The sequence below is a fragment of the Acidithiobacillus sp. HP-11 genome (assembly GCF_015100075.1).
Classification (GTDB): Bacteria; Pseudomonadota; Gammaproteobacteria; order Acidithiobacillales; family Acidithiobacillaceae; genus Acidithiobacillus; species Acidithiobacillus thiooxidans.
Window position 1 is genome coordinate 1 of sequence record NZ_JACKYY010000012.1, and the last position, 22,988, is coordinate 22,988.

A 22,988-nucleotide genomic window follows, 5' to 3' on the forward strand; every position below is an offset into this window, starting at 1 on the left:
TTTGGGCTCGGAGATGTGTATAAGAGACAGTTGTTGTTCTTGGCGAAAACCTGCGCCCGTCAGGAGAGCTGTTTGAGCCCGCAGGGCGAGTTCTCTGCTGACAGCAGGACGAGCATTAGAACAACAGGCAAGGGACGTTGGAGCAAAAAGCTTACAAGCCCCACTGCCATTTCAGGACAAATCGTAACGCCAGCCCATGATTGATGGAACCCGGCTTCAGCATCAACCAGGATCTTTTCCCGTTGATCGGAAACGCTCAATATTGGGTGGAGGCCAATTACAAGGAAACCGATCTAAATCGGGTTCACCCCGGTCAAGCTGCCAGTATCCACGTAGACATGTACCCCAATCACCAATTCAAGGGGACGGTGGTCAGCCTAAGCGGCGGTGCCGGCAATGCTTTTTCCTTGTTACCACCGGAGAATGCGACAGGTAACTGGGTAAAGGTCACGCAACGGGTACCCGTACGGGTGATGATTACCAACCCTGATCCAAAGCTGCCCTTACGTATTGGTACCAGCGCTTCGGTCACCATCAATACCGGCGGTGCACCGGGTTGGGTCAAGTTTCTGAAACCACTTCTGTAGTCTCCTGAAACGGCAGTGGGGCTTGTAAGCTTTGCAGCGACTTTGGCCCGCGCCGTTGTTGTTCTTGGTTAAATCCTGCGCCCGTCAGGAGAGCTGTTTGAGCCCGCAGGGCGAGTTCTCTGCTGACAGCAGGACGAGCATTAGAACAACAGGCAAGGGACGTTGGAGCAAAAAGCTTACAAGCCCCACTGCCATTTCAGGACAAATCGTAACGCCAGCCCATGATTGATGGAACCCGGCTATGGGCGCTACGCGAACGCCTGCGATTTTTTTCAATGTGTACCGTACGCATGCCCATCCAGCGAGCAGTCCGCAAATTAGCCAGCGTGTCATCAAAAAAAACACAACGCCAGGCGGGAACTTTCAATCTTCCAAGAACCTGATGATAAGCATGATGCTGGGGTTTCCCCTGAAAACCTGCGGTCTCCATATCAAATACATCCACCACAATATCCGCCACGCCCAAACGCTCCAGCACCCGCCAGGCATGACTGGCCACGCTGTTCGTAAAAACGAATACGGGGCCGGGAAGTTGCACGAGCCAACGACGTAATTCCGGATTTTCGGGGACCTGGGCAGACAGAACCGGGGGATGAATGGCCTTCAGGAAAACCCGGGGATCAACAGTATGATGCCGCATCAAACCCGCGAGGGTGGTCCCATAAGTCCGCCAGTAATGGCGCCGCAACTGATCGGCGGCTTCCATCTTCAGGCCAAGCTCCTCCATCAGGAAGGCATTGATGTGCTCATGCATCCAGGGAAAGCAGTAACGGTCTGCATCATACAGGGTATTGTCGAGATCAAAGAGAAAAACCGGCAGCGGGCCGCGTCGCCAGGCTAACAGACGACGCTTGCGGGCTGCCGCAGAAAAAGCGTGTCTGTTACGCTGTGGAGCAGGAACGGAAAGCTTTTTCAATGGCTGCCAGCAATCAATGTCCCCACCCCGGCGTCGGTAAAAATCTCCAGCAACAAGGCATGGGGGACTCTGCCATCAATAATATGCGCAGCCTGCACACCGGCAGCCACAGCATCCAGACAACACTGAATTTTGGGCAGCATGCCACCATATATCTGACCATCGGCAATCATTTGTGCCACTGCGCCAGCCTCCAGCCGGGTTTGCAGGGTACCCTCTTTATCCAGTACCCCAGCCACATTGGTCATTAAAATCAGCTTTTCGGCTTTCAGGGTGGCGGCCAGCGCTCCGGCGACCAGATCGGCATTGATGTTGTAAGACTCGCCCCGAGCGCCGACGCCAATGGGGGCCACTACCGGGATAAAGTCGCCCTGGTCCAACCAACGAATGACTTCCGGATTGACGGCGGCCACTTCACCGACCATCCCCAGATCAGCCACCGCATTGCGCAGCGGACGGGCGCGGAGCAAAGCCCCATCTTTGCCGGTCAGCCCCACTGCCCGCCCACCGGCCCGATTGATTCCCTGAACAATTTCCTTGTTGACGCGACCGCCGAGCACCATTTCCACCACTTCCATGGTGGCTGCATCGGTTACGCGCATGCCATCTACAAAGCGGGTTTCGACGCCCAGACGTTCAAGCATGGCGCCAATTTGCGGCCCCCCGCCATGAACCACCACAGGATTCATCCCTACTTGCTTCATCAAGGTCACATCATAGGCAAACTGCTCTTGCAGATGCGCCTCTGTCATCGCATTACCACCATATTTGATGACAATGGTTCGTCCATGAAAGCGTTGCATATAGGGCAGGGCTTCCACGAGAACATGGGCTTGCAGTTGAGGATTTTTATCCATAAGAATCTCTTGTGTTATCAATCAAAATTCAGGATGAGGCCGGGACCAGACCACGCAAAAGAATTTCGACAATACCCGCATCATATCCGGCAGGGTCGTCTGCAAAAGTAATGGGGGGATAGTGCCGCAATATGTCTCGCGACTGGAAAAAAAACACGTTGGCACCCAAGAGGAGCGTAGCGACCAGAGCCGGATCAAAGTCCTGGCGAAATTCGCCTCGGCTCTGTCCCAGCTTCAGAACATCTACCAGAGCAGAAAACATATCCGCGAAACCCTGCTCGGCAAATTCCTGTGCTCGTGGCGCGCCCCTTTCCAGGATCTCCCGCCAGACCAAACGCACCAGTTGTGGCCTGTTCAGCAGTGCCTGCAGATGATTGCGGGCAAAATGCCGCAATACATCCAGAACCGAGCCGTGGGCACTGACGGCTTCGTTCAGCACCGCACGCAGATTATGGCTGGCCACGCGCAACACCGCGAGATACAGCGTGTCTTTATTCGGAAAATAGTGGTAAATATTGGCTTTACTGATACCAGCCTCGCAGGCAATGGCATTCATGGAAACCGCATCAAAGGCTTTATCCGAGAAGAGTTTTTCGGCAGCAGCGAGGATACGTTGCCGCCCCTCGCCTTCTACCATCGCCAGCGTATTATCCATAAAATCCCCTCAGCGATCTCTTTCCACATATTATCAGCCACTTGAAAAACACCCGACCAATCGGTCAATATCAGGTCAGTGTAGCATCAACAAAGGCGATTGTCGCTTTACAGTAAAAATCTAACCGTTATCCTTGGCATTCATCCTCAAGATCGGTTACTGAAAAAGGAAGCTCCCATGTTTAGTCATTCTCCCAGTCAGGGAGACCTGTCTTTTTCGCTATTACTGCGCGCATTACGGGGAATCACCCTCTGGCAACCCATTTTGGTGTATGTCCTCGCCGTTTTTATCGGCATGGCGGGCCTTGAATTTTTTGTGCAGTGGCTAGGTGGGATGCTGGGTGCCAGCATCGGAATGCTGATTTTGTTCGTCAGTTTTGGGGTGGGGTATCTGGGTGCTGGCGGGGTACTATTACATGAAGCCCGGGGTGACTCCTTACCCGGGATTTTGCGTAGTCTCCGCTTTGGCTTAAAAGCTCTGCCCCGGCTGATTGGCTTGCTGATCATCGAAAGTCTTTTGCTCTTTGGCATTTTTGTGGTTGAGCTACTGGGATTTCTGGCCTGCAAAATACCAGGAATAGGAGCGATTTTGTTTGTACCGCTTTTCCCGGTGGCCATGTTGATAAATGCCGTAGTTTTCGTTCTGGCCATCATTGTTTTCAATCTGTCCGGTCCAGCGCTTTGGCATGGTGAATCGGTCAGCAACTCCCTGCGCCACACCATTGGTATTGCCCGTAACAAACCCGGCTCCATTTTGCTGATGATGTTGTTACTCGGGGCGTTATCTGCTGGTCTGGCAATCATTATCGCCATCATCCTTTACACCGGATACAGTATGGCACTGTCCGCTGCGGCCCCAGCTCTGGCCAGCGAACTGAGCCGTAGCGCCGATATGTTTTGGCAGATGATGGATGCGATCACGGGTTATCCTTTTATGCTGGACCATGCAGCGCATTCCAGCATCACTGCGAATACTGCCCTGTATAATGTCGGGCTCAGCATGGGGATGGGCGTTGCCACCGCATTGGTTTTCATTATACCCAACGTCGTATTTTTGCTGGGCATGGCCCATATTTATATTGAGGCCCTTGAACTGGTTGCCCCTGAGGATGTCTAATTTGCTTATGAAAAAATGGTTACGCCAACTGGAAATCGAAAAAAACCGCTGCCAAAGTTGTGGTATGCCTTTACAGTTTGATCCGCAAGGCGGTGGCACGGAAAGCGATGGCAGCCACAGTCGGGATTACTGCAGTTACTGCTATGCAGATGGCACGTTCAAGGACCCCCAATTAACCCTGGAAGCCATGCAACAGCGAGTAAGGCAATTGCTGCGCAAAAGACAGGCCCCTTGGTATATCCGTGCCTATATGGCCCATCGGGTGCCCATGTTAAAGCGTTGGCGCAGTTGCAAACGCTAATGCCCGACGTAAAAAAGCCCCCGAACTTAGTAATTCGGGGGCTTTTAACTACATGAAATTAGAGCGCGCTGCGCGGACGCCGTCCACGACGTGGCTTTAGTTCCTGCATCAATGCATTTCCATGAGAATCCAGTTCCTGCAATGCATGATGGTTATCGCCTACCCGATCCCGTACTTCGGCAATAGCTGCCAGAATCTGGGTAGGTTCCCAATCAGGTACCAGACGGGAAATGCGATCCATCAAAGAACGCCGCTGTGCTTCACGTTCGCGTTTGGCACGCGGATTTTCCTGCAAAGACTTTTTCTGCTGCTCAATTTTGGCCAATTGCTCGCGCAGGCGCAATTCCGTTTGACGTTGCTTCTCTTCCAAATCAGCAAGGCGCTCTTCGGCACTACGACGATGACGTTTTTTTGTTTGAGATTCCATACCCGCTCACTCCTGAAAAAATAAGTTGAAATTTTGGCTAAAGTCGCCAATAAAATTATTATGTCAGCTTGTTTTTGCTTTGGCAAATACAAATGCGTCTGCGAATATATGTTCTGAATCCAATCCTGCCTGAGCTAAAGCCGCAGATAAAGAAAAAACCATATCCGGATGGCCGCAAATATAAGCATCAAAAGCACTGGCATCAGGAAAATCTTTAATCACCTGCTCTGTTACATATCCCGTAGGGCCCGACCACCGGCTATCCGGTTGTGAGACAATTTTGGTCAGATTAAAATGGTTATGGAGCGACTGCCATTCCTGTAACAGATCTTCATAATAAAAATCTTCAGAATGACGCACCCCCCAATAAAAGTGTATTGGCCGTATTGATCCCTGAGCAAAAAGTGATTCAAGCATCCCCTTGAGCGGCGCAAAGCCTGTCCCTGTGGCCACCATCAATAACGGTCGGGTTGATTCCTGGCGCACAAAAAAAGTGCCCAAAGGTCCCTCAAATCGCACAATATCCTTTTCTTTCATTGCTGAAAAAACGTGCCCGGTGAACGTACCACCCTCTACTTTCTTGATATGTAATTCCAGCAAAGCGTCATCATTGGGGGTATTCGCCAGCGAGAAACCCCGACGCCCGCCATCCTTCAAAAGAATGTCTATATACTGGCCGGGGAGGAACTGCAGGCGCTCTGTACTGGGTATTTTGAGGAACAGTGCGCGCACGTCTGGAGCCACGTCCTCTATTTTAGCCACCCGTGCCGGCAGGGTTTTAATCTGAATATCCTTGGCTGCACCAATTTCGCGTACTTCAATTTTCAGATCAGATAGGGGCATAGCCTGGCAAAACAGGGCCAAACCGTCCATTTTTTCTGCCTCACTGAGCACTTTTTCTTCAATATCCCCATAATCTACCGTGCCACTTAAAATACGCCCCTTACAGGTTGCACAAGTACCATTGCGACAGCTGTAGGGAATATTAAAGCCATGACGCAGTGCCGCCTCGAGTATGGTTTCATCACTATCGCAATCCATCTCGTGACCGCTGGGTTCAATTGTCAGACGATAAGGCATGTTTTGCCCCTCTTAAAATGGTAGATGCAGATATTCTAACAGAAGCACCGGATGTTGACTGCTGTTGCAACAATTTCAGGGATATTCCCGATTCAGGTCAAAACCATTCACTATCTTGCAGAATAGTTCAGCCGTCTGGCGCGCATCATATAACGCTGAATGTGCCTGCTCATGATCCCAGGATAAACCTGCCGCCAGTGCCGCTTTGGCCAGTACCGTTTCACCATAAGCGAGACCCGCCAGACTGACGGTGTCAAAAGTACTGAACAGATGAAATGGATTGTTTTTCACTCCGGAACGTTTTTCTGCTGCCTTGATAAAAGACAAATCAAAGGCGGCATTGTGACCTACCAGAATCGCCCGTCGGCACTGTGCAGCCTTAACCGCCGTACGAATGGCGCGAAAAATGTTGCGCAGTGCTTCTTCTTCGGAAACCGCTCCGCGCAATGGCTGAAAAGGATCAATTCCGGTAAAAGCCAGCGCCGCAGGATCAAGCACCGCGCCCGTAAAGGGCATGACGTGAAAGTGATGGCTGGCTACCGGTTTCAGTTGTCCCACTTCTCCACCGATAATGACCGCCGCCACCTCCAGCAGAGCATTACGCTCCGGGTCAAAACCCGCCGTCTCCACATCCACCACTACGGGCAAAAAACCACGAAAACGTCCAGCCAGTGCGGCCATATCAATTATCCTTCGGTACGCTGCGAAAAGGTCAGGGCGTAGGGTGCCGCCAACAAGACCGCCGTAGAAACACTCAAGGTGACTGAGGCGGTCAGCATCAACATCACCACCAACTGCATGGAAACCGCCGCCAGCGGCGCCATGCCCGCCAGAATCATGCCCGCTGTAATTCCTGGAATATGAATCATGCCGACACTTTTCAGGCTATCAATGGTAGGAATCAGCGAACTGCGCACCACAATGCCATAGAGACTGCGCATGGCCTGGCGACGTCCGGCCCCAAGCGCCAGCATCGCCAGCAACATATCCTCACGTTGGTCGATTTCACTGCGTAAGCGATTCAACGCCAGAGAAACAGCATTCATGGCGTTGCCAATGATCATTCCGCCAATAGGCACCAGAGACTCGCCGCGCCAGAATACCAAACCCGAGAACAGCATCCAGGTCAGCGTGACTGTTGCAGCAAGGCCTATACTACCAACACCAATCCAGTAGGCGTGGGGGATACCGGCGCCCCGTTTGCGATTGAAGCGACCGGCCATCAGAATCATCAGGACGAGAAACACCAGCAACAACCAGGGTTGATGCTGGCGGAACAGCCAGCCCAGCACAAAACCCATGATTCCCAGTTGCACTGTCGCGCGCGCAGCGGACCAGAGCAGGTCCTTGCCGACCCCCAATTTCTGCCATGCCGACAGGGCCCAGGCACTGCCCAGAAGTCCCAGTACGCCGGTCAGGGCCCAGGGTGAAAAGGTACGGAATATATCCGGTGCGGCATTATGCATAGATGCGATTTTCTATCTGGATTAACGATGGATGGAAAGCGGTCGCCATGCACCGGCGACAAAACCTTCCAGGGGCGAAAAACGCCTTTTATAATCCATTTTTGGACTTTCTGCGACCCAATAACCCAGATACAGGTAGGGAAATCCCTGGCTGCGGGCCCATTCGATCTGACTCAAAATCGCAAAAATACCCAGGCCGCGCTTCACCAGGTCGGTTCGGTAAAATGTATAAACTGCCGACAACCCGCGACCTACCTGATCAACCAGAGCTACGGCCAAGGGCTCATCATCTTTTTCAAAAATCAGCAGCCGCGAATCCACAGGGCTGGTATCTGCCATCATTTCTGCATACAGACGCTCAGCCTCTTGGTCCATGCCACCATGCGGATGACGCAAACGCTGATAATCGGCAAACAGGCGGGCATGTTGCGCATTCCGGTATGGTCGTGCCACACGCAGACTGAGATCCTGATTCCGTGCCCAGGTGCGTTTTTGCCCCCTGTCCGGCTGAAACTGATCCACCGGGATACGCACGGAAATACATGCATCACATTGCGGGCACATAGGCCGGTACGCGACGGGACCGTTGCGTCGAAAGCCATTCTGCAACAGTTGATCGTATTCCCCACGCTCCAGGACTGCGCGTGGATCACTCAACACCAGCAGTTCTTCCTGTTCCGGTAGATAGGGACAGGTTTGCAAGGTCGACATGTAAAAACTCATCGCCAAAAAATTTGCTCCCAGGGCAGGAACTCCTGCCACGCCCCTTGAGTTGCCTGGGCTTTCAATCTGGTCAAAAGCTGCAAAAATTCAGCACGTGGAATTTCAGATGCACCCATACTTTGCAGGTGCGGGGTCAAAAATTGGGTATCAATCAGACCAAAACCCCAATGCGTCAAATGTCGGGCCAACCAGACCAAAGCTATTTTTGAGGCATCGGGAACCCGACTGAACATGGATTCCCCGAAGAAAACCGCTCCCGACTCGACACCATACAATCCACCGACCCTCTGGCCATGTTGAAAAATTTCTACACAGTGGGCCATCCCCGCAGCAAAGAGATCCAGATAGGCATTACGCATCTCGGCAGTTATCCAGGTCCCGCCCTGACCTGAACGCGGGGCCGCACACTCATCCATAACAGCAGCGAAATCCTGATCGAGAACCACCTGCCAGGACGCGACCTTGGCATTTTTCAGCAAACTGCGACTGATATGAATGGCACGGGGTTCAAGCACCCCGCGTGGATCAGGGGACCACCACAAGATAGGGTCTTCTTCTCCGAACCAGGGAAATATTCCCTGAGCATAGGCTTGGAGAATACGTTTCCGGGATAAGTCCCCGCCAACGGCAATCAGGTTACTGTCGGCTTGTTCCGGATCCGGAAAAATGACGGAGGCATTTTGACTGCTGAGGAGAACCGGTTTTACCCGTTCAGGGCGCAATTCTGTCCACTCCCATATTCAGGTACATCTACGATTACTCCCCAGCCAGAATACTAAGGGTAACTATACCCTTTTTGCAGAGCCTGCAAAGCCGCAACCCGTGCCTCAAGACTGGGGTGGGTGGCAAACAGCCCATGCCAGCTTCCCGAAATATAGGCGGTCGCCATGGGATCACGGACCGCATCATGCTCGACGTGCATGGCTGTAGCCCGCTGATGCAGCTTCTGCAAGGCAGAAATCATCGCCCCAGCGCCGACCTGCTCTGCGGCAAAACGATCTGCTGCAAACTCCCGGCGGCGCGAAAACCAGGTGATGGGAATCAGTGCCAAAAACGACAAGGCAACCTGCAGGAACATGGAAACCGCAAAAGCAATCATCGGGCGATCATCAAATTGCCGGGCCGCCAACATCGACAACCAGAATACAAAAGTATTCATTAACCCCTGAAGCAACGTCGTGCTGACCATATCGCCATTGTAAACATGACCCATTTCATGGGCCAGCACCGCTCGAACTTCATTATCATTGAGCAGATTCACGAGCCCGCTGCTGACCGCCACCATGCTGTGGTTACGCCCCGGCCCCGTAGCAAAGGCATTAGGATCATCACTCCAGTAAACCCAGACTTCCGGCATCCGGATGCCCAAACGCGTAGACAACTGTGCCACGGCATCGTAAATCAGCCGCTCCTTGGCGGACTGAGGTTGCTCGATGCGTTGCATCTGCATACCTGCCCGCGCCAGCTGCTTGGACATCAGCAGGGAAATAAAAGCGCCCCCAAAACCAATGACCAGCGCCCAGAGTAAATCTGTCACACTGACTACCCCGCGCAGATCTACGCCAAAAGCGGGTAAAACCAGATTCACCAGGACCGAAAAAGTAATGGAAAGGGTGATAAAAATAAGTAAATTGGTACCCACCAACAAGGCTATGCTCTTGAATGATTTCATGACATTCACGCTCCATCAGAATATCTAGGTTTCACTGTCACGGCTTCCGCTGTAATACCCGCCGCGCCGTGACCAACTGCCCTCTATTTTTTTATGGCAGACGTTTGAATCCTAACATCAATCCCAACACGCCGGAAGAGACAGATACTGACTCCTGCAGACACTGGATGCTTCTGCCTGAAAGGGGATTTCTCCCAGGCAGGGGCTGGGCATTAGTCGCTGCAAAGTTTCCAGGGTTCCCGGAGCGAGATCGGGTTGAAGATGACTAGCCACCCAGCCCGCCATCGGCAAAGCACGGGCAAGAATAGCCTCGGCACTAAGCAGGGCATGGTTGATGGCTCCCAGGCGCAGACCTACGACCAAGAGCACCGGAAATTGCAAACCAAGGGCCAGGTCAGCAAAACTCCAATTATCACCCAGCGGGACCAGAAAACCGCCCGCTCCCTCTACCAGTACGGCATCCATATCTGCTGACTGCTGTTCAATAAAGCGCTGAATCTTGTGCCGGTCCAGGGTCAGGCCGGCTTGTGCTGCCGCCCAATGCGGAGCGATGGGCGGATCCAAAGCATAAAGGCAGGTTTGTTCAAAAGAGCGTGAGGGCGTTGACGCGGTGCGCAGAATTTCCACGTCACTCCACTGCCCATTGGCTTCCACACCGGAAACCACCGGCTTTAAGGCTGCGACCCGGCCCATTTCACGTGCACAGCGTTGCGCCAGAGCAGCTGTCACCGCCGTCTTGCCCACACCTGTATCCGTCCCGGTGACAAAAAGACTCCGGAGCGGCTGCGCTGGCGGATTTTCCAATGTTTCTGACGGATTCATTTTATGTGCCTCCGCATTTGCGGATAGGGCAGGGTAACTGCGCCATCTTCGCGAATCTCGGGGCGCGGGCCACTGCTCCAGGCATGCCCGTAAACCACCTCATAGGTGGCTGGCAAATACCCATCTTTACGAAACTGTTCATAAGCATCGCGTAGGATCTGCAGGCGACGAGGCGTCAACAGGCCGCGTGGGCGATTGACCGAGGCATTGGTCGCACCAATGCTGCGCAAATCGCGCAAAAGATCCTCCAGCACTGCGTAAGTCAATTGAAAATGTTCGACATCCAGCACCGGCATTTCATAACCCTGGCGGACCAGGGCATCGCCAATATCGTGCATATCCATAAATGGTATGACATGGGGTTGATCATCCAGTCTGGCAAAAGACTGGCGCAACTCGCTGAGGGTATCCGGACCCAGGGTACTGAACATCAACAGCCCCCCGGGACGCAGGACCCGGGCAAATTCGCGCAGCACCCGATCCAGATCATTACACCATTGGATGGACATGTTGGCGAAAAGCAGGTCCATGGATCCTGTCGCCAGCGGCAGATGTTCGGCATCCCCCTGACAAAAGTACTGGCGTTGCCGCCAGCTCTTGCGCAGTCGCGCCTGCTGGAGCATGCCGACGGCCAAATCCACCGCCAGCAACCGTGCCTTGGGATAACGACGATTCAGGCGCCGACTTTGCAGGCCGGTGCCACTGCCTAGATCCAGAATCCATTGTGGTTCCAGCTTGACCAGGTCCAGTCGTTCGATGAGTTGCTGGCCTACCTGGTCCTGAAGAACAGCACTGGCCTCATAGGAGCTGGCAGCCTGGTCAAAAGCGCGGCGGATCGCGCGCTTTTCCAGCTGATAATCTGCTGGCGTCGATGGATTCATGCCCAGACCTCCAAAAGAGCATCCCGGCAGGCTTGCGGCTGCGATAAAAAGGGCGCATGCCCTGCCTTTTCAAGCACATGCAGATGGCTGCCGGGAAGATGTTGCTGCAGATAAAAACTGGCTTCCAGAGGCACAATGCGGTCCTGCGCACCATGAATCAGCTGAACCGGCATGGACAAGCTATCCAGCCGATCGCGTAAATCCACTTCGTGGAGAAGAGTCAACCCATCAGCCAGACAGATGGGATCGGGCGACGGCCAGTTGCTCATGCCCTCCAGCGCCCGTCGTCCTTGTGGATCACCCAAAACCTGCAGGGCTAAAAACCTTTTGCGGGTTCCCTGGGGATCACTGTGCAGGCGTTGGCCAAAATCTTCCAGGGTTGCGGCAGGAATCCCTGCCGTCCAGTCTGGACGCTGGCGGAAACTCGGCGAACTCGCCATCAGTACCAACCCTTTCAACGAGGCGGGCTGCGTCAGACCCAGTCCGAGGGCGAGCAGCCCACCCAGAGACCAACCCAACAAAATCGGCGCTTCTACTTCACGATCCAGCATGTCCGTCAACTGTTCCAGAACATCAGCCCATTGCATGCCATCCGCCGTACAGGGGCTGCGGCCATGACCGGGCAAATCGTAGGAAATGCAGGTAAAATGCTTTTCCAGAAAAGGGCGCCAACCCGCAAAAACCCGGCTTTCCATGCCCCAGCCGTGGAGCAACAGCAAGGCTGGCCCTTGACCCGTCTGTTCCCGATACCAACTCATAAAATCTCCCGAAGGGCGGTCACCAACTGCGTGAGGTCTTCGCGATGATGCGCAGCACTGAGGGTAATCCGCAAACGGGCGCTGCCCTTAGGCACGGTCGGGGGGCGCACTGCCGGGCAGTACAGTCCGGCCTCGCGCAATCTGGCAGCCGTTTGCACAGCCGCCGTTGCCTCTCCCAGTACCAGCCCCTGAATGGGCGTGGCGCTGGGCAGCCAGGGTGCATCGGGAAGCTCGGCACGCAGCCAGTCCCGATGCTCTACCAGGCGGGCACGGCGGTCCTCACCGTCGCGCAACAACTGCAAAGAAGCTCGCGCTGCCGCCGCCAGTGCCGCAGGCATGGCCGTATGATAAATAAAACTTCGTGCCCGGTTACGCAGCAGGTCAATCAGATCCTGACTGCCTGCCACAAAGGCTCCATAGACGCCAAAAGCCTTGCCGAGCGTCCCCATGATGACATCCACGGAATGCGTATCCAGTTGATAGTGCGCGAGGGTACCTCGCCCCTCTGCGCCCAACACGCCAAAGGCGTGGGCTTCATCGAGAATGATTCTGGCCTGATAGCGGCGGGCAAGAGTTACGATTTCAGGCAGAGGGGCGAGATCACCGTCCATACTGAATACACCATCGGTGATGATCCACGCCTGCCCCGCAGTACCGCGTTCCAGCAGCTGCTGCAAATGCGCCATATCGCCGTGCCGGTAACGCTGCAGACGCGCCCCGGACAGACGCACACCATCCACCAGAGAGGCATGATTGAGACGATCGGCGTAAACCCGGTCCTGACGGCCGACCAGAGCGGAAATGATTCCCAGATTGGCCAGATAACCACTCCCGAAAAGCAGCACCGCTTCCACACCCAACCAGCGTGCCAAATCTGCCGCCAGAGCCTGATGGGCCGGACGCTCACCGCCCAGCAGGGGGGCTGCGCCGGCGCCCACCCCACTGCGTTCCATTTCGGCAATGGCTGCCTGTCGTAACGCGGGCTCCCTGCTCAGACCCAGATAGTCGTTACTGGCAAAAGAAAGGAGTAAGCGACCTTCCGCATCCACAAACAGTGGACGATCGGCGTCCGGGTCCGGTTGTAGAGACTGCAACTCCCGCCATAGTCCCTGCCGACGAATATCCGCAAGCTGCGTACTCCAGGTATTTTCTGCTGTATCAGGCATAGCTTCTTATAAGGACGGGTATCTACCTTGTCAATGTCAGCCCGAAGCGCCAGAATCCATAAACTGCAGCCTCCCACTTTCGCAAAAGGTGTACGGATTCCCTTGCCCCGCTTCTCCCTGCAACAGCTTTCTCAAAGCAGGCGAAAACTCACTCAGTGGCTTTTCCCGGAACATTGCCGCGCCTGTGGCGTGCCCGGTACTGCCCTCTGCGAGGCCTGCGCCCGGGATTGGCCACGCCTGCCGGAAAACCGTTGCAGTTATTGTGCATTGCCGCTCCTGGCCAACGGTGACTGCCCGGTATGTTCTGTAGAAGCGCCCCAGTACGACCATGTCTACACGCCTTTTGTGTATGCTGAACCCCTCAATGCTGCCATTCTCGCCTGGAAATTCCACCAGCGTCTGGACTGGACCCGCGCCTTGGCGACGACCTGGGCAGACAGTTGGGGCACGCAGCCACCTTCGCATCCCGCATGCTTGCTACCCGTGCCTCTGCACCCCAAACGACTGCGCGAGCGCGGCTACAATCAGGCGCTGTTGCTGGCCCGCTATTGGGGAAAGCGCTGGCGTATTCCGGTAAAAGCTGGCGTGTTACGACGCTGTCGGAATACTCGTCACCAGACCGGACTGAGCGCGGCCGCCCGGCGTGAGAATCTGGATTCTGCCTTCACCATGCGGGGCAAATTGCCCGACCATGTGGCCATTATCGATGATGTGATGACGACGGGAACAACAGCGGGGCAAATTGCCGAGTTATTGAAAAGTGTGGGTGTGCAGCGTATTGATGTCTGGGTTCTGGCCCGCGCCCTACGCGAAACGGTCCCTGCCCATGCCTGAAACTTTTTTGCACGTCATCCTTTATGAGCCGGAAATCCCGCCCAATACCGGCAATGTTATCCGGCTCTGCGCCAACACCGGCGCGCGCCTGCATCTGGTGGAGCCCTTGGGTTTTGCCTGGGATGATCGTCGCCTGCGCCGTGCGGGACTGGATTATCACGAATTTGCCGAGGTGCTGCGGCATCCGGATTGGCAACATTGCCTGAACGCGCTGCATGGAGCACGTATTTTTGCATTCAGTACCAAAGGAAAAAACCTGTATCAGCAAGTAGCTTTTCAGGAAGGCGATGCCCTGCTGTTCGGACCGGAAACGCGTGGTCTGCCCACACCGATTCTGGAGAGTCTTCCCACCAGTCAAGTATTGCGTTTACCCATGCGTCCGGGACAGCGTAGCCTGAATCTTTCCAATGCCTGTGCTGTTGGGGTATTTGAAGCATGGCGGCAATTGGGATTCAAGGGCGGCGTTTGAAAAGCAAACCCGGGGAGCACACGTTTCTGGCACAACTTACGGGCGCCGTTTCCGGCATAACGGGGCGGTGGATATTGCTGGTTGCGGGCAGTGTCCTGCTGAGCGTTTTATTCGGGTTCTGGCAGATTCCCGCCGCAGCCCTGTTTGCCGGTGTTGTTACTGGAATCGCCGTCAACAGTCTCGGGAATCTGGCTTATCCCCGTCATTTTTCCCGAGCCGGGCAAGCCATACTGGGCATGGCTATTGGTTTGATGTTTACGACTGCTGCGCTGGAGGCCATTTCCGCCCATCTGCTACCCATATTGCTGGTAACAGCTGGCACCCTGATTTTGAGCCTGGCTTCTGGTTTGCTCTTCAGCCGCTGGACGCAGATCAAAGCCAGTACCGGTCTGCTGTCCATGACTGCAGGAGGGGCCGCCGGGATTACCGCCATTGCCCAGGAATTCGAGGCCGATGTGGGACTGGTGGCGATCATGCAATACCTGCGCGTCATTCTGGTCATGATCAGTCTGCCTCTGGTGGTTCTTTTTGTATTTCATGATCACAGCGCAAATACGGCGACTTTGGCGGGCGCGCATTTACCCGCATCCTGGGCAGGAAGTCTCCTGTTGCTGCTGCCGGGAGCCCCTTTCGGTATCTGGTTGGCCCGAAAAATCCATATCACTGCGCCCTATTTGTTGGGGCCTTTGCTGCTCACTCTCCTGCTGACCTTGCTTCACGTCAATCCAACCCGGGCGCTTCCTGGTCCGCTTCTGGAAGCTGCCTATTTGCTGATTGGCTGGCAAGCCGGGCTGCAATTGTCCATAAGCCGCCTTCGTCTGCACTTACGCCTGATTCCCCGTGCTTTGCTCATTATTCTCGTTCTGAACCTGTGCTGCGCCCTGCTCGGTGTTCTCCTGGCGCATCTGGTCGGCGTCAGTGATCTGGATGGTTATCTGGCGACCGCACCCGGTGCCCTGTATGCAGCGGTTGCCGTCAGCATGGCAGCTCACGGTAATGTCCTTTTTGTCCTCGGTGCCCACCTCATTCGCTTGTTGATGATGCTGCTGATCATGCCGCCGCTGGCGCGCAAATTGCTCGACCCTGCGCGCAACACCTGAGCCTGCTTGCAGGCCCTTCCCAAGCATCCGACCGGACGGTATCTTGTGTTAGACTAGGGATGACAAACAGAAATGACTTAAAAGGAGCAATCATGGCGCGTACACGCATTACTCCACTTCGTCTGGACGGTGAGAATGCTGAACAAAAACGGGAAGAAATTCGCAGGGTTTTCCATGAAACCTTCTCCTTGTATGAATCCTTGTTTGATCACTTGCAGGACTCTGCTGCCTGGGTGGAAAAAGCTATTCCTCTGCGGCATCCCCTGATTTTTTACTTCGGGCATACCGCTACTTTTTATGTGAACAAATTGCAATTTGCGGGACTGATTGAAGCCCGTCTCGACCCGCATCTGGAATCGGTATTTGCCGTCGGCGTTGATGAAATGTCCTGGGATGATCTGGACGAAACCCATTACGACTGGCCTACCCCTGAAGCCGTCCGCCTTTATCGCCAGGAGGTACGGAAAATGGTGGATAGACTCATTTCGGAGTTACCCCTGACTCTCCCCATTACCTGGGATTCACCCTGGTGGATCATCCTGATGGGTATTGAACACGAAAACATTCATCTGGAAACCAGCTCGGTCCTGATGCGCCAATTGCCACTTTCCCGGGTCAGCCCGGTAGCCGCCTTTGCACCCTGGGATCAGGCTGGCACGGCCCCACAAAACGCTCTGCTGCCCGTGCCCGGTGGTCTGGTCAAGCTGGGCAAGGCAAAAGATGACCGCCAATATGGCTGGGACAACGAGTACGGGAACCATCAACATGAACTGCAGCCTTTTACTGCCGCAAAATTTCTGGTCAGTAATCAGGAGTTTCTTGCCTTTGTCGAAGACGGTGGTTACCACAATCCCGACTGGTGGGATGAAGAAGGCGATGGCTGGCGGCGCTTCAGTCGCGCTGAACATCCGCCATTTTGGGTGCCCGATGTTGAAGGATGGCGCTTGCGTCTGATCGCCGCAGAGCGGCCCATGCCCTGGAACTGGCCGGTTGAAGTGAACGCTCTGGAGGCAGCGGCTTTTTGTCGCTGGAAATCGACCCAAACTGGTGAAAACCTGCGTCTTCCCAGTGAGGACGAGTGGCGCCATCTGCGCAATCTCAGTGCTTTGAGTGACAGCGATGGCTGGGAAGATAAGGTCCCCGCCAATATTGGCTTGAGTGCCGGCTGCTCTCCCTGTCCGGTGGATGCATTTCCTCAGGGCGATTTTTACGATTTGATGGGCAACGTCTGGGAGTGGACCAGCACACCGATTTATCCTTTTCCAGGCTTTGAAGTCCATCCGGTGTACGACGATTTTACGGTGCCGACTTTTGATCAGCAGCATAATCTGATGAAAGGGGGATCATTTATCAGCCTGGGTAACGAAATGCAGCAGGAAGCACGTTATGCCTTCCGCCGGCATTTTTTTCAGCATGCCGGATTCCGTTATGTCACCTCAACCAACACCGTTCCTGAAGTACCCATTTATGAAAGCGACGCGTTAGTCTCCCAGTATGCGGAATTTCACTATGGACGCAGCTATTATGAAGTACCTAACTTTGCGGCTGCGGTCGCTGAACTGGCGCTTCGAGCCATGGCGGGTAAACCTTTGCGCCGGGCCTTGGATATTGGCTGCGCGGTGGGGCGGAGCAGCTTTGAACTGGCAAAACACTGCCCGGATGTGACTGGACTGGATTTCTCGGCGCGCTTCATCAGTGTCGGTGTACAACTTCGTGAGCGCGGACATTTTTCCTACACCCTGGTTGAAGAAGGGGACTTGCGGAGTTATCAGAGCATCGATCTGGCGGCCTTGGGTCTGCGGGAAACTGCGGGCCATGTCCATTTTTTCCAGGCCGACGCCTGCAATCTCAAGCCATTGTATCGGGACTATGATCTGGTGGTCGCAGCCAATCTCATTGATCGCCTGCATCATCCCCGCAAATTTCTGGAGGATATTCGGGAGCGCATTGTACCGGGCGGCATCCTGCTCATCACCTCACCTTACACCTGGCTGGAAGAATATACCGCACGCAGTGAATGGCTCGGTGGCTATAAAAGAGATGGCGAAAATCTCACTACCCTGGCGGCCCTGAAAGAAATTCTGTCGCCCCATTTCCGGCTTCGGGAAGAAAGCCCGCTGGATATTCCCTTTGTCATCCGCGAAACCGCACGCAAATATCAGCACAGTATCGCGCAAGCTACCCTCTGGGAACGCCTATGAAAAATCATGATGATCTGGTCTCGCCATTTGATGCCGTTATTCCGCGTATGGGCACCGGTTCCGTAAAATGGGATGAAGCCGCGCATCGCTTCGGCGGCGAGGTTTTGCCCATGTGGGTTGCCGATATGGATTTTGCTGTTCCCGACCCTATCATCCAGGACTTGCGCAAACGTCTGGAGCACCCGATTTTTGGATATCCCAGTGACGGGCCGGTCATGTTACGTGCAGCCGACGAATGGATGGCTGCACGTCATGGCTGGCGCCCGGAACCCGGCGCGACGGGAAGCATCAGCGGAGTGGTACCGGCCTTATTTGCAGCCGTGCGGGCATTTACTCAACCTGGCGACACCGTCATGGTTATGCCGCCCATCTATCCTCCCTTTATGAACGCCGTGCGGAAAAATGGTCGGGAGCTGCTCCTCGTGCCCTTACAAAAGGAAAAGGATCTTACTTACCATATCGACTGGCAGGCTCTGGAAAAGGCCTTAAGCCGATCTCGTCTGCTGTTGTTCTGTTCGCCGCACAACCCGGTGGGACGGGTCTGGACGGAAGAAGAACTTCAGCGTCTGGCCCGGCTTTGTAAGGCGGCCGACTGCTTGGTTGTCAGCGATGAAATTCACGCCGACCTCAGTTATGCGCAACACACGCCCTTTGCAAAGCTTGCAGCCCGGTCTGTATTACTGAGTTCGGCGGGCAAGAGTTTCAACATTGCCGGCATTGGCGGCGGAATTGCCATTATTCCGGATAGCGAATTACGCCAGACTTTTCGGGATGAACTGTATCGCAGCCAGATTCATCAGACTAATGCCTGCGCCCTGACGGCCATGACCAGTGCATGGCAGCAGGGCGCAGAATGGCAGACGGCGTTGCGGGAATACCTGTTTGCCAATGCACAATTCATTCAGGAATTCCTGCGCCGGGAACTGGCGGAAGTCGGTTACCGCATTCCGGAATTCGGTTATCTGGCCTGGCTCGATGTGGCGGCTTATGGCGACGACGATCACATTCAGAAAAGCCTGCTCAAGGCCGGACTCGGGCTCAATCTTGGACCCAGTTTCGGGCCGGGCGGAGAGGGTTTTGTACGTCTGAATTTTGCAGCACCCCGCAGGGTCCTGGAGGAAGGATTATTGCGTTTGCGGAGCGCTCTGTGGCGCGGACCAAAGTCGCTGCAAAGCCTCTCGGTCCGCTGCCAGCTCTAGGACAAATCCAGTTCTTCCAGAAGCTGCATGATCTTTTCCAGAGAACCGCGCTGCTTTTGGACAAGGGCCAAAGCTCTTTTTCCCTGTTCCTGGGCATCCTCGGGTTGGCGCAGCCAGTGCTCCAACCGGGCCTCCAGGGCTTCAGCATCATCAGCCTGAACGGCAGCTTCAGCAGTCAGCATATCCCGCGCAATACTCCGAAAATTTTCCATGTGTGGACCAAAAATAATGGGGCAGGACAATACCGCCGCCTCTAACGGATTATGTCCACCCACAGGGACAAAGCTGCCGCCGACCGTCACCAGATCCGCTGCTGCATAAAAATCCATCACTTCACCCAAGGTATCGACCAGCAAGACGTTTTTACTTTCAACTTCAACATCCCGGGAACGCAGCGCAAACCCTATCCCGGCCGCTTGCAGCTCCGCCTCTATGGCATCGCATCGGCTGGGATGCCGGGGAATCAGCACCAGCAGAAGGTGGGGCCAATGCACGCGTAAATGTTCGAGTACCGCTATTGCTATTTTTTCCTCACCAGCATGGGTGGAGGCAAACACCCAAACCTGCCGGGTGGCCAGATGTTGCCGCCAGATGCGTCCCTTTTCCAGGGCATCCACAGGTTCAGGAAGATCGTACTTGATATTTTCGATGACTAGGACCCGGGAAGCGCCCAGACTCTTGAAAGCCTCGGCATCCTCGGGACTTTGTGCCGCCACCGCCGTCATGGAGGCCAGCGCTGGGCGAAACAAACCCGAAAAACGTCCATATCCCCGCAGCGAACGCGGCGACAAGCGCGCATTGATCAATAATAGCGGGATAGAAAACCGGGCCGTCCAATAGCATAAATTCGGCCAGATTTCCGTTTCCATAATCAGACAAAGGCGCGGCTGCTGACGCTTCAAAAACCGTCTTACAGCTACCGAAGTGTCATAGGGCATATAGTGTTGGCGCACTGCCGAACCCAGACGCTGAGCGACGATGGCAGCACCCGTTGGGGTTGTGCTGGTCAGCAGAATGGGAATGTCGGGATAGCGCTTTTGCAGGGCATGCACCAGCGGGATGGCGGCAATCGCTTCTCCGACACTCACCGCATGAATCCATAGGGGGCGATCCTGATGCATTTCTCCCCAGCCGAAGCGTTCCCGCCATCTTTCCCGGTAAGGCGGACGACGCCAGCCGCGCCATAAGGTGAATAGCAGCAGGAACGGACTGAAAAGGCCAAGTAATCCGGCGTAAATACGGCGATTCATCATTCGCGACGCAGCAGACGATCGGTCAGCCAATCCAGACGATACCAGGGGCGGAAACTCTTCAGTAGCGCATCACGGTCATAATCGCGCTCTACCCACTGGCGCAGGGTCAGTCCCGGTTCATTGCCAAGAGCCAGTCGGTAACTCGCGAAAAACCAGTCAAGAATCCCGGTATTGGCATGACGGATATGACCAAAGGGCCATAAGCGCAACTGCTTTTGGGCTTCCGCAATGGGCTGCTGCAAGACCAGATGCATGTACAGGACACTCATGAACCCGGCCCGATCTGCCCCCGATTTGCAGTGCAACAAAAAAGGCTTAGGGAGCTCTGTTAATAAATCCATGGCCGCCAGCAAACGCTCTTTTTCGGGTAAATCCCGGGAACCGAAACCATGCAGAACAATATGCTGCATTCCGGTAGCGTCACAAATTTCCTGTTCCAGACGGTAATGGGGTTCCCGAGGCGCTGGGGCCCGCAGGTTCAGCACCGCCCGGAGAGCATGGCGCTTATGCCAGAGCCGCAACTGCCTGGGCGAAGGTTGTGCCGAACGAAATACACCCGGTGCCATTTCATGGAAATTGGCATAAAACCATTCCCGAAAGATGCCGTGATCGCTCCAGAATTGATGGCGACGATAGCGACGACGCTCTTCCGGCAAAAGCCTGAGGGACGGATTCATGAAGCGGACGACTCCAGCAGGGAAGATAAAGCGGCCCAGACCTGATCAGGCTCCAGCGCCTCCTGACAAAGTATCCGGCCATTTTGCGCCTCGGGCAACGGACAGCGGGCTTTGCCGCAGGGGGCGCAGGATTGTGGACTTTGGAGATTGATCTGTTGCTCACCTCCATGGGCTAACTGTTCTACAGATGTAGGTCCATACAGAGTTACTCCAGCCAGCCCCAGAGCACTGCCCAGATAAGACAGTCCGGTATCCATGCCGACAAAAGCCTGCGCTTTGCTCATGATGATTGCTAGAGTTTCCAGATTCAGACGGGGCAGCGCTATAACATTATCAGCACCCGCCTGTATGCTAGCCACCCGCAGGCGCTCGCGTTCGTCCGCTGCGGGTAGCAATAAATTCAAGCCCTTTACGCACAGATGAGAAGCCAGTGTCCTCCAGTGCCGTTCCGGCCATTCCTTGGTTTTCCATGCGGCAGAAGTTGCATGAAAGCCCATGACAAAAGGCTTTCTTACCCATTGCAGCAACGGATCAGCCAACGACTGATCCTGCCATTGCCTACGAAGAGGGGCTAAAGCAAAGTCCGGTGGCGTATCCGGAAGCGGATATTGCAACGCCGCCGCGAACAACTGACGATTGCGGGCAATGGCAGGACTGGACCAGGGAACCGTAAAGCGCTGTTGATACAAGCGGGAAGCCCCAGGCTCTCTGGCACTGTCCGCTGCCAGTCCCGAAACCGGAGCACCCGCCAACCGGGCCAGCAATGCACTTTTATAGAGTCCCTGACTATCCAGCACCGCATCATAGTGCTTCGCAAGCAGGGTGTTGCGGAGCTGGCGCAGTTCGGCAGGAAAAGTGAGTGGTGTTTGTTTCAGAGCTCGCAGAGAAAAAGGCATGGCATTTTTGACGTTCGGATGCCAGGCAACAACCGGAGCGAAAGCAGGCTCCACCAGCCAGTCCACTTCCACATCAGGACAATGCACCGCCAAATCGGACATGGCCGGCAAAGTATGGAGCACATCCCCCAAAGAGCTGAGGCGCAGCAGCAGCAACTTCACGAATTTTCCTTGTCCTGCAACTGCATTTCACGGGCAATAGCATATTTCATGAAGGCACCCAAGGCTGTGGTCCAGGCAATGGCGGCCCCATCGACGCCGTCGAGAATGCCTAGGCGCAAGAAATAAGCCCTGAAAAAAGCCCAAAATGCATGAGTCATAGGCATGTACGCACGTGAGATCCGCCGTTTTTGCAGAACTTGTTCGGCATTAAGAATGGCGTACCGGCGCATTTTATCCAGTAGTTCAGCATAATTTGCGTAGGAATAATGCAGCAAACAAATGTCGGGCAAAATATCACTGGGAGCACTGCTATGCCAGGCTTCATGCACCAAGCTGTTATCATAATGTCCCAAGCGGCGATCAAATAAGCGCAATACCCGATCATGAGCCCAGTCACCGTGGCAAATTTGCCTGCCATGGAATACACTGCGACGTCGCAGAAAATAGGATCCCACCGCTGAAGTGCATGAGAGCACATTACTAATGGCTTGAATTCCCGCATCGGTAAGAATTTCATCTGCATCAAGCATTAATATCCATTCATGGCGGGCAGAATCAACAGCTAACTGTCGTTGTGCCGAGAACCCCTGCCAAGCATGAGAAATAATTCTGACATCATGGGCTTTGGCGATACTTAAGGTTTGATCTCTGGAGCCGCAGTCCACCATCACAATTTCTGCAGCGATTGTCTTTACCTTCTCCAAAGAACTGTTCAGATGTCTCTCGGCATTCAGGGTAATATAAACGACGGAAAGAGGCAGACTGGACAT

The 22,988-nt window shown here is 54.6% G+C and carries 27 protein-coding genes; 9 read left to right on the plus strand and 18 right to left on the minus strand.

Annotation, left to right across the window (positions count from 1 at the left end):
• Together H7F08_RS15405 and H7F08_RS05235 are read left to right on the plus strand one after the other, a co-directional pair.
• The coding region (locus tag H7F08_RS15405; RefSeq protein WP_227487813.1) for a hypothetical protein at positions 1-204 on the plus strand (204 nt) is incomplete at its 5' end.
• On the plus strand, positions 204-587 hold the full coding sequence (locus H7F08_RS05235) for an HlyD family secretion protein (RefSeq protein WP_227487814.1): 384 nt from the start codon (positions 204-206) through the stop codon (positions 585-587). The genes H7F08_RS15405 and H7F08_RS05235, both read left to right, overlap by 1 nt.
• Positions 588-783: 196 nt before the next feature.
• Here H7F08_RS05235 and H7F08_RS05240 read toward each other — a convergent pair whose 3' ends face one another.
• Genes H7F08_RS05240 through H7F08_RS05250 form a run of 3 tightly spaced genes read right to left on the minus strand, consistent with a single transcriptional unit; the run spans position 784 to position 3,015 of the window.
• Positions 784-1,503: a pyrimidine 5'-nucleotidase gene (locus tag H7F08_RS05240; RefSeq protein ID WP_010641316.1), complete on the minus strand. Its 720-nt coding sequence runs from the start codon at positions 1,501-1,503 to the stop codon at positions 784-786.
• Positions 1,500-2,360 (minus strand): acetylglutamate kinase, encoded by an 861-nt coding sequence (gene argB / locus H7F08_RS05245; protein ID WP_010641315.1) that lies wholly within the window; start codon positions 2,358-2,360, stop codon positions 1,500-1,502. The genes H7F08_RS05240 and argB overlap by 4 nt, the downstream gene beginning before the upstream one ends.
• Before the next feature lie 28 nt (positions 2,361-2,388).
• Positions 2,389-3,015 carry a TetR/AcrR family transcriptional regulator gene (locus H7F08_RS05250; protein WP_010641313.1) on the minus strand — a complete coding sequence of 209 codons (627 nt, stop codon included), beginning with the start codon at positions 3,013-3,015 and terminating at the stop codon, positions 2,389-2,391.
• 177 nt (positions 3,016-3,192) lie between these two features.
• On the opposite strand from H7F08_RS05250, the gene H7F08_RS05255 reads away from it, so the two are divergent.
• Both H7F08_RS05255 and H7F08_RS05260 read left to right on the plus strand, forming a co-directional pair.
• Positions 3,193-4,131 carry a hypothetical protein gene (locus H7F08_RS05255; protein ID WP_010641311.1) on the plus strand — a complete coding sequence of 313 codons (939 nt, stop codon included), beginning with the start codon at positions 3,193-3,195 and terminating at the stop codon, positions 4,129-4,131.
• A gap of 7 nt (positions 4,132-4,138) precedes the next feature.
• The gene (locus tag H7F08_RS05260; RefSeq protein ID WP_010641309.1) at positions 4,139-4,432 is read left to right on the plus strand and encodes a zinc ribbon domain-containing protein; all 294 of its coding nucleotides are present in this window, start codon (positions 4,139-4,141) and stop codon (positions 4,430-4,432) included.
• 58 nt (positions 4,433-4,490) lie between these two features.
• On the opposite strand, the gene H7F08_RS05265 is transcribed toward H7F08_RS05260, so the two are convergent.
• From H7F08_RS05265 to bioF, 11 genes are all read right to left on the minus strand, one after another.
• Positions 4,491-4,859 carry a hypothetical protein gene (locus H7F08_RS05265; protein ID WP_010641307.1) on the minus strand — a complete coding sequence of 123 codons (369 nt, stop codon included), beginning with the start codon at positions 4,857-4,859 and terminating at the stop codon, positions 4,491-4,493.
• Between the two features lie 63 nt (positions 4,860-4,922).
• Complete coding sequence (locus H7F08_RS05270) at positions 4,923-5,939, minus strand: CDP-6-deoxy-delta-3,4-glucoseen reductase (protein ID WP_010641305.1); 1,017 nt, start codon at positions 5,937-5,939, stop codon at positions 4,923-4,925.
• Between the two features lie 75 nt (positions 5,940-6,014).
• Positions 6,015-6,620 (minus strand): ribonuclease T, encoded by a 606-nt coding sequence (gene rnt / locus H7F08_RS05275; protein WP_010641303.1) that lies wholly within the window; start codon positions 6,618-6,620, stop codon positions 6,015-6,017.
• Between the two features lie 5 nt (positions 6,621-6,625).
• A complete protein-coding gene (locus H7F08_RS05280; RefSeq protein ID WP_024893370.1) occupies positions 6,626-7,405 on the minus strand; it encodes an ABC transporter permease in 780 nt (259 codons plus the stop codon).
• Between the two features lie 21 nt (positions 7,406-7,426).
• The gene (locus tag H7F08_RS05285; protein ID WP_235180021.1) at positions 7,427-8,116 is read right to left on the minus strand and encodes an arginyltransferase; all 690 of its coding nucleotides are present in this window, start codon (positions 8,114-8,116) and stop codon (positions 7,427-7,429) included.
• Between the two features lie 8 nt (positions 8,117-8,124).
• Positions 8,125-8,850 carry a leucyl/phenylalanyl-tRNA--protein transferase gene (gene aat, locus H7F08_RS05290; RefSeq protein ID WP_024893369.1) on the minus strand — a complete coding sequence of 242 codons (726 nt, stop codon included), beginning with the start codon at positions 8,848-8,850 and terminating at the stop codon, positions 8,125-8,127.
• A gap of 53 nt (positions 8,851-8,903) precedes the next feature.
• Positions 8,904-9,800, minus strand: coding sequence for a protease HtpX (gene htpX / locus H7F08_RS05295; protein ID WP_024893368.1), 897 nt, complete (start codon positions 9,798-9,800; stop codon positions 8,904-8,906).
• Positions 9,801-9,917: 117 nt separating this feature from the next.
• A complete protein-coding gene (bioD, locus tag H7F08_RS05300) occupies positions 9,918-10,622 on the minus strand; it encodes a dethiobiotin synthase (RefSeq protein WP_193640040.1) in 705 nt (234 codons plus the stop codon).
• Positions 10,619-11,503 (minus strand): malonyl-ACP O-methyltransferase BioC, encoded by an 885-nt coding sequence (bioC, locus tag H7F08_RS05305; protein ID WP_024893366.1) that lies wholly within the window; start codon positions 11,501-11,503, stop codon positions 10,619-10,621. The genes bioD and bioC overlap by 4 nt, the downstream gene beginning before the upstream one ends.
• Complete coding sequence (locus H7F08_RS05310; RefSeq protein ID WP_024893365.1) at positions 11,500-12,261, minus strand: alpha/beta fold hydrolase; 762 nt, start codon at positions 12,259-12,261, stop codon at positions 11,500-11,502. Before H7F08_RS05310 ends, bioC begins: the two co-directional genes overlap by 4 nt.
• Entirely contained in the window at positions 12,258-13,427 is a 1,170-nt protein-coding gene (gene bioF / locus H7F08_RS05315) for an 8-amino-7-oxononanoate synthase (protein ID WP_031569520.1), read from the minus strand. Before bioF ends, H7F08_RS05310 begins: the two co-directional genes overlap by 4 nt.
• A 102-nt stretch (positions 13,428-13,529) precedes the next feature.
• On the opposite strand from bioF, the gene H7F08_RS05320 reads away from it, so the two are divergent.
• From H7F08_RS05320 to H7F08_RS05340, 5 genes are all read left to right on the plus strand, one after another.
• Positions 13,530-14,261, plus strand: coding sequence for a ComF family protein (locus tag H7F08_RS05320; protein WP_235180019.1), 732 nt, complete (start codon positions 13,530-13,532; stop codon positions 14,259-14,261).
• Positions 14,254-14,730 carry a tRNA (uridine(34)/cytosine(34)/5-carboxymethylaminomethyluridine(34)-2'-O)-methyltransferase TrmL gene (trmL, locus tag H7F08_RS05325; protein ID WP_193640041.1) on the plus strand — a complete coding sequence of 159 codons (477 nt, stop codon included), beginning with the start codon at positions 14,254-14,256 and terminating at the stop codon, positions 14,728-14,730. Before H7F08_RS05320 ends, trmL begins: the two co-directional genes overlap by 8 nt.
• Entirely contained in the window at positions 14,727-15,830 is a 1,104-nt protein-coding gene (locus H7F08_RS05330) for an AbrB family transcriptional regulator (RefSeq protein ID WP_158006090.1), read from the plus strand. The genes trmL and H7F08_RS05330 overlap by 4 nt, the downstream gene beginning before the upstream one ends.
• Before the next feature lie 92 nt (positions 15,831-15,922).
• Positions 15,923-18,031, plus strand: a complete 2,109-nt coding sequence (gene ovoA, locus H7F08_RS05335; RefSeq protein WP_193640042.1) for a 5-histidylcysteine sulfoxide synthase — start codon at positions 15,923-15,925, stop codon at positions 18,029-18,031.
• On the plus strand, positions 18,028-19,230 hold the full coding sequence (locus H7F08_RS05340) for a MalY/PatB family protein (RefSeq protein WP_031569532.1): 1,203 nt from the start codon (positions 18,028-18,030) through the stop codon (positions 19,228-19,230). Before ovoA ends, H7F08_RS05340 begins: the two co-directional genes overlap by 4 nt.
• On the opposite strand, the gene waaA is transcribed toward H7F08_RS05340, so the two are convergent.
• Genes waaA through H7F08_RS05360 form a run of 4 tightly spaced genes read right to left on the minus strand, consistent with a single transcriptional unit; the run spans position 19,227 to position 22,988 of the window.
• A complete protein-coding gene (waaA, locus tag H7F08_RS05345) occupies positions 19,227-20,483 on the minus strand; it encodes a lipid IV(A) 3-deoxy-D-manno-octulosonic acid transferase (RefSeq protein ID WP_024893358.1) in 1,257 nt (418 codons plus the stop codon). The two genes, H7F08_RS05340 and waaA, sit on opposite strands and share 4 nt — an antisense overlap.
• Positions 20,480-21,160: a protein-tyrosine-phosphatase gene (locus H7F08_RS05350; RefSeq protein WP_024893357.1), complete on the minus strand. Its 681-nt coding sequence runs from the start codon at positions 21,158-21,160 to the stop codon at positions 20,480-20,482. Before H7F08_RS05350 ends, waaA begins: the two co-directional genes overlap by 4 nt.
• Complete coding sequence (gene waaC, locus H7F08_RS05355) at positions 21,157-22,218, minus strand: lipopolysaccharide heptosyltransferase I (RefSeq protein ID WP_031569536.1); 1,062 nt, start codon at positions 22,216-22,218, stop codon at positions 21,157-21,159. Before waaC ends, H7F08_RS05350 begins: the two co-directional genes overlap by 4 nt.
• A complete protein-coding gene (locus H7F08_RS05360) occupies positions 22,215-22,988 on the minus strand; it encodes a glycosyltransferase family 2 protein (protein ID WP_010641271.1) in 774 nt (257 codons plus the stop codon). Before H7F08_RS05360 ends, waaC begins: the two co-directional genes overlap by 4 nt.

What these genes read in the sequence shown, in the direction of transcription:
- H7F08_RS05235 (WP_227487814.1), top strand. Translation starts at nt 204, where the DNA reads ATGGAACCCGGCTTCAGCATCAACCAGGATCTTTTCCCGTTGATCGGA.
- argB (WP_010641315.1), bottom strand. Translation starts at nt 2,360, where the DNA reads ATGGATAAAAATCCTCAACTGCAAGCCCATGTTCTCGTGGAAGCCCTG.
- H7F08_RS05250 (WP_010641313.1), bottom strand. Translation starts at nt 3,015, where the DNA reads ATGGATAATACGCTGGCGATGGTAGAAGGCGAGGGGCGGCAACGTATC.
- H7F08_RS05255 (WP_010641311.1), top strand. Translation starts at nt 3,193, where the DNA reads ATGTTTAGTCATTCTCCCAGTCAGGGAGACCTGTCTTTTTCGCTATTA.
- H7F08_RS05260 (WP_010641309.1), top strand. Translation starts at nt 4,139, where the DNA reads ATGAAAAAATGGTTACGCCAACTGGAAATCGAAAAAAACCGCTGCCAA.
- H7F08_RS05265 (WP_010641307.1), bottom strand. Translation starts at nt 4,859, where the DNA reads ATGGAATCTCAAACAAAAAAACGTCATCGTCGTAGTGCCGAAGAGCGC.
- H7F08_RS05270 (WP_010641305.1), bottom strand. Translation starts at nt 5,939, where the DNA reads ATGCCTTATCGTCTGACAATTGAACCCAGCGGTCACGAGATGGATTGC.
- rnt (WP_010641303.1), bottom strand. Translation starts at nt 6,620, where the DNA reads ATGGCCGCACTGGCTGGACGTTTTCGTGGTTTTTTGCCCGTAGTGGTG.
- H7F08_RS05280 (WP_024893370.1), bottom strand. Translation starts at nt 7,405, where the DNA reads ATGCATAATGCCGCACCGGATATATTCCGTACCTTTTCACCCTGGGCC.
- H7F08_RS05285 (WP_235180021.1), bottom strand. Translation starts at nt 8,116, where the DNA reads ATGTCGACCTTGCAAACCTGTCCCTATCTACCGGAACAGGAAGAACTG.
- htpX (WP_024893368.1), bottom strand. Translation starts at nt 9,800, where the DNA reads ATGAAATCATTCAAGAGCATAGCCTTGTTGGTGGGTACCAATTTACTT.
- bioD (WP_193640040.1), bottom strand. Translation starts at nt 10,622, where the DNA reads ATGAATCCGTCAGAAACATTGGAAAATCCGCCAGCGCAGCCGCTCCGG.
- bioC (WP_024893366.1), bottom strand. Translation starts at nt 11,503, where the DNA reads ATGAATCCATCGACGCCAGCAGATTATCAGCTGGAAAAGCGCGCGATC.
- H7F08_RS05310 (WP_024893365.1), bottom strand. Translation starts at nt 12,261, where the DNA reads ATGAGTTGGTATCGGGAACAGACGGGTCAAGGGCCAGCCTTGCTGTTG.
- bioF (WP_031569520.1), bottom strand. Translation starts at nt 13,427, where the DNA reads ATGCCTGATACAGCAGAAAATACCTGGAGTACGCAGCTTGCGGATATT.
- trmL (WP_193640041.1), top strand. Translation starts at nt 14,254, where the DNA reads ATGCCTGAAACTTTTTTGCACGTCATCCTTTATGAGCCGGAAATCCCG.
- ovoA (WP_193640042.1), top strand. Translation starts at nt 15,923, where the DNA reads ATGGCGCGTACACGCATTACTCCACTTCGTCTGGACGGTGAGAATGCT.
- H7F08_RS05340 (WP_031569532.1), top strand. Translation starts at nt 18,028, where the DNA reads ATGAAAAATCATGATGATCTGGTCTCGCCATTTGATGCCGTTATTCCG.
- waaA (WP_024893358.1), bottom strand. Translation starts at nt 20,483, where the DNA reads ATGATGAATCGCCGTATTTACGCCGGATTACTTGGCCTTTTCAGTCCG.
- H7F08_RS05350 (WP_024893357.1), bottom strand. Translation starts at nt 21,160, where the DNA reads ATGAATCCGTCCCTCAGGCTTTTGCCGGAAGAGCGTCGTCGCTATCGT.
- H7F08_RS05360 (WP_010641271.1), bottom strand. Translation starts at nt 22,988, where the DNA reads ATGTCCAGTCTGCCTCTTTCCGTCGTTTATATTACCCTGAATGCCGAG.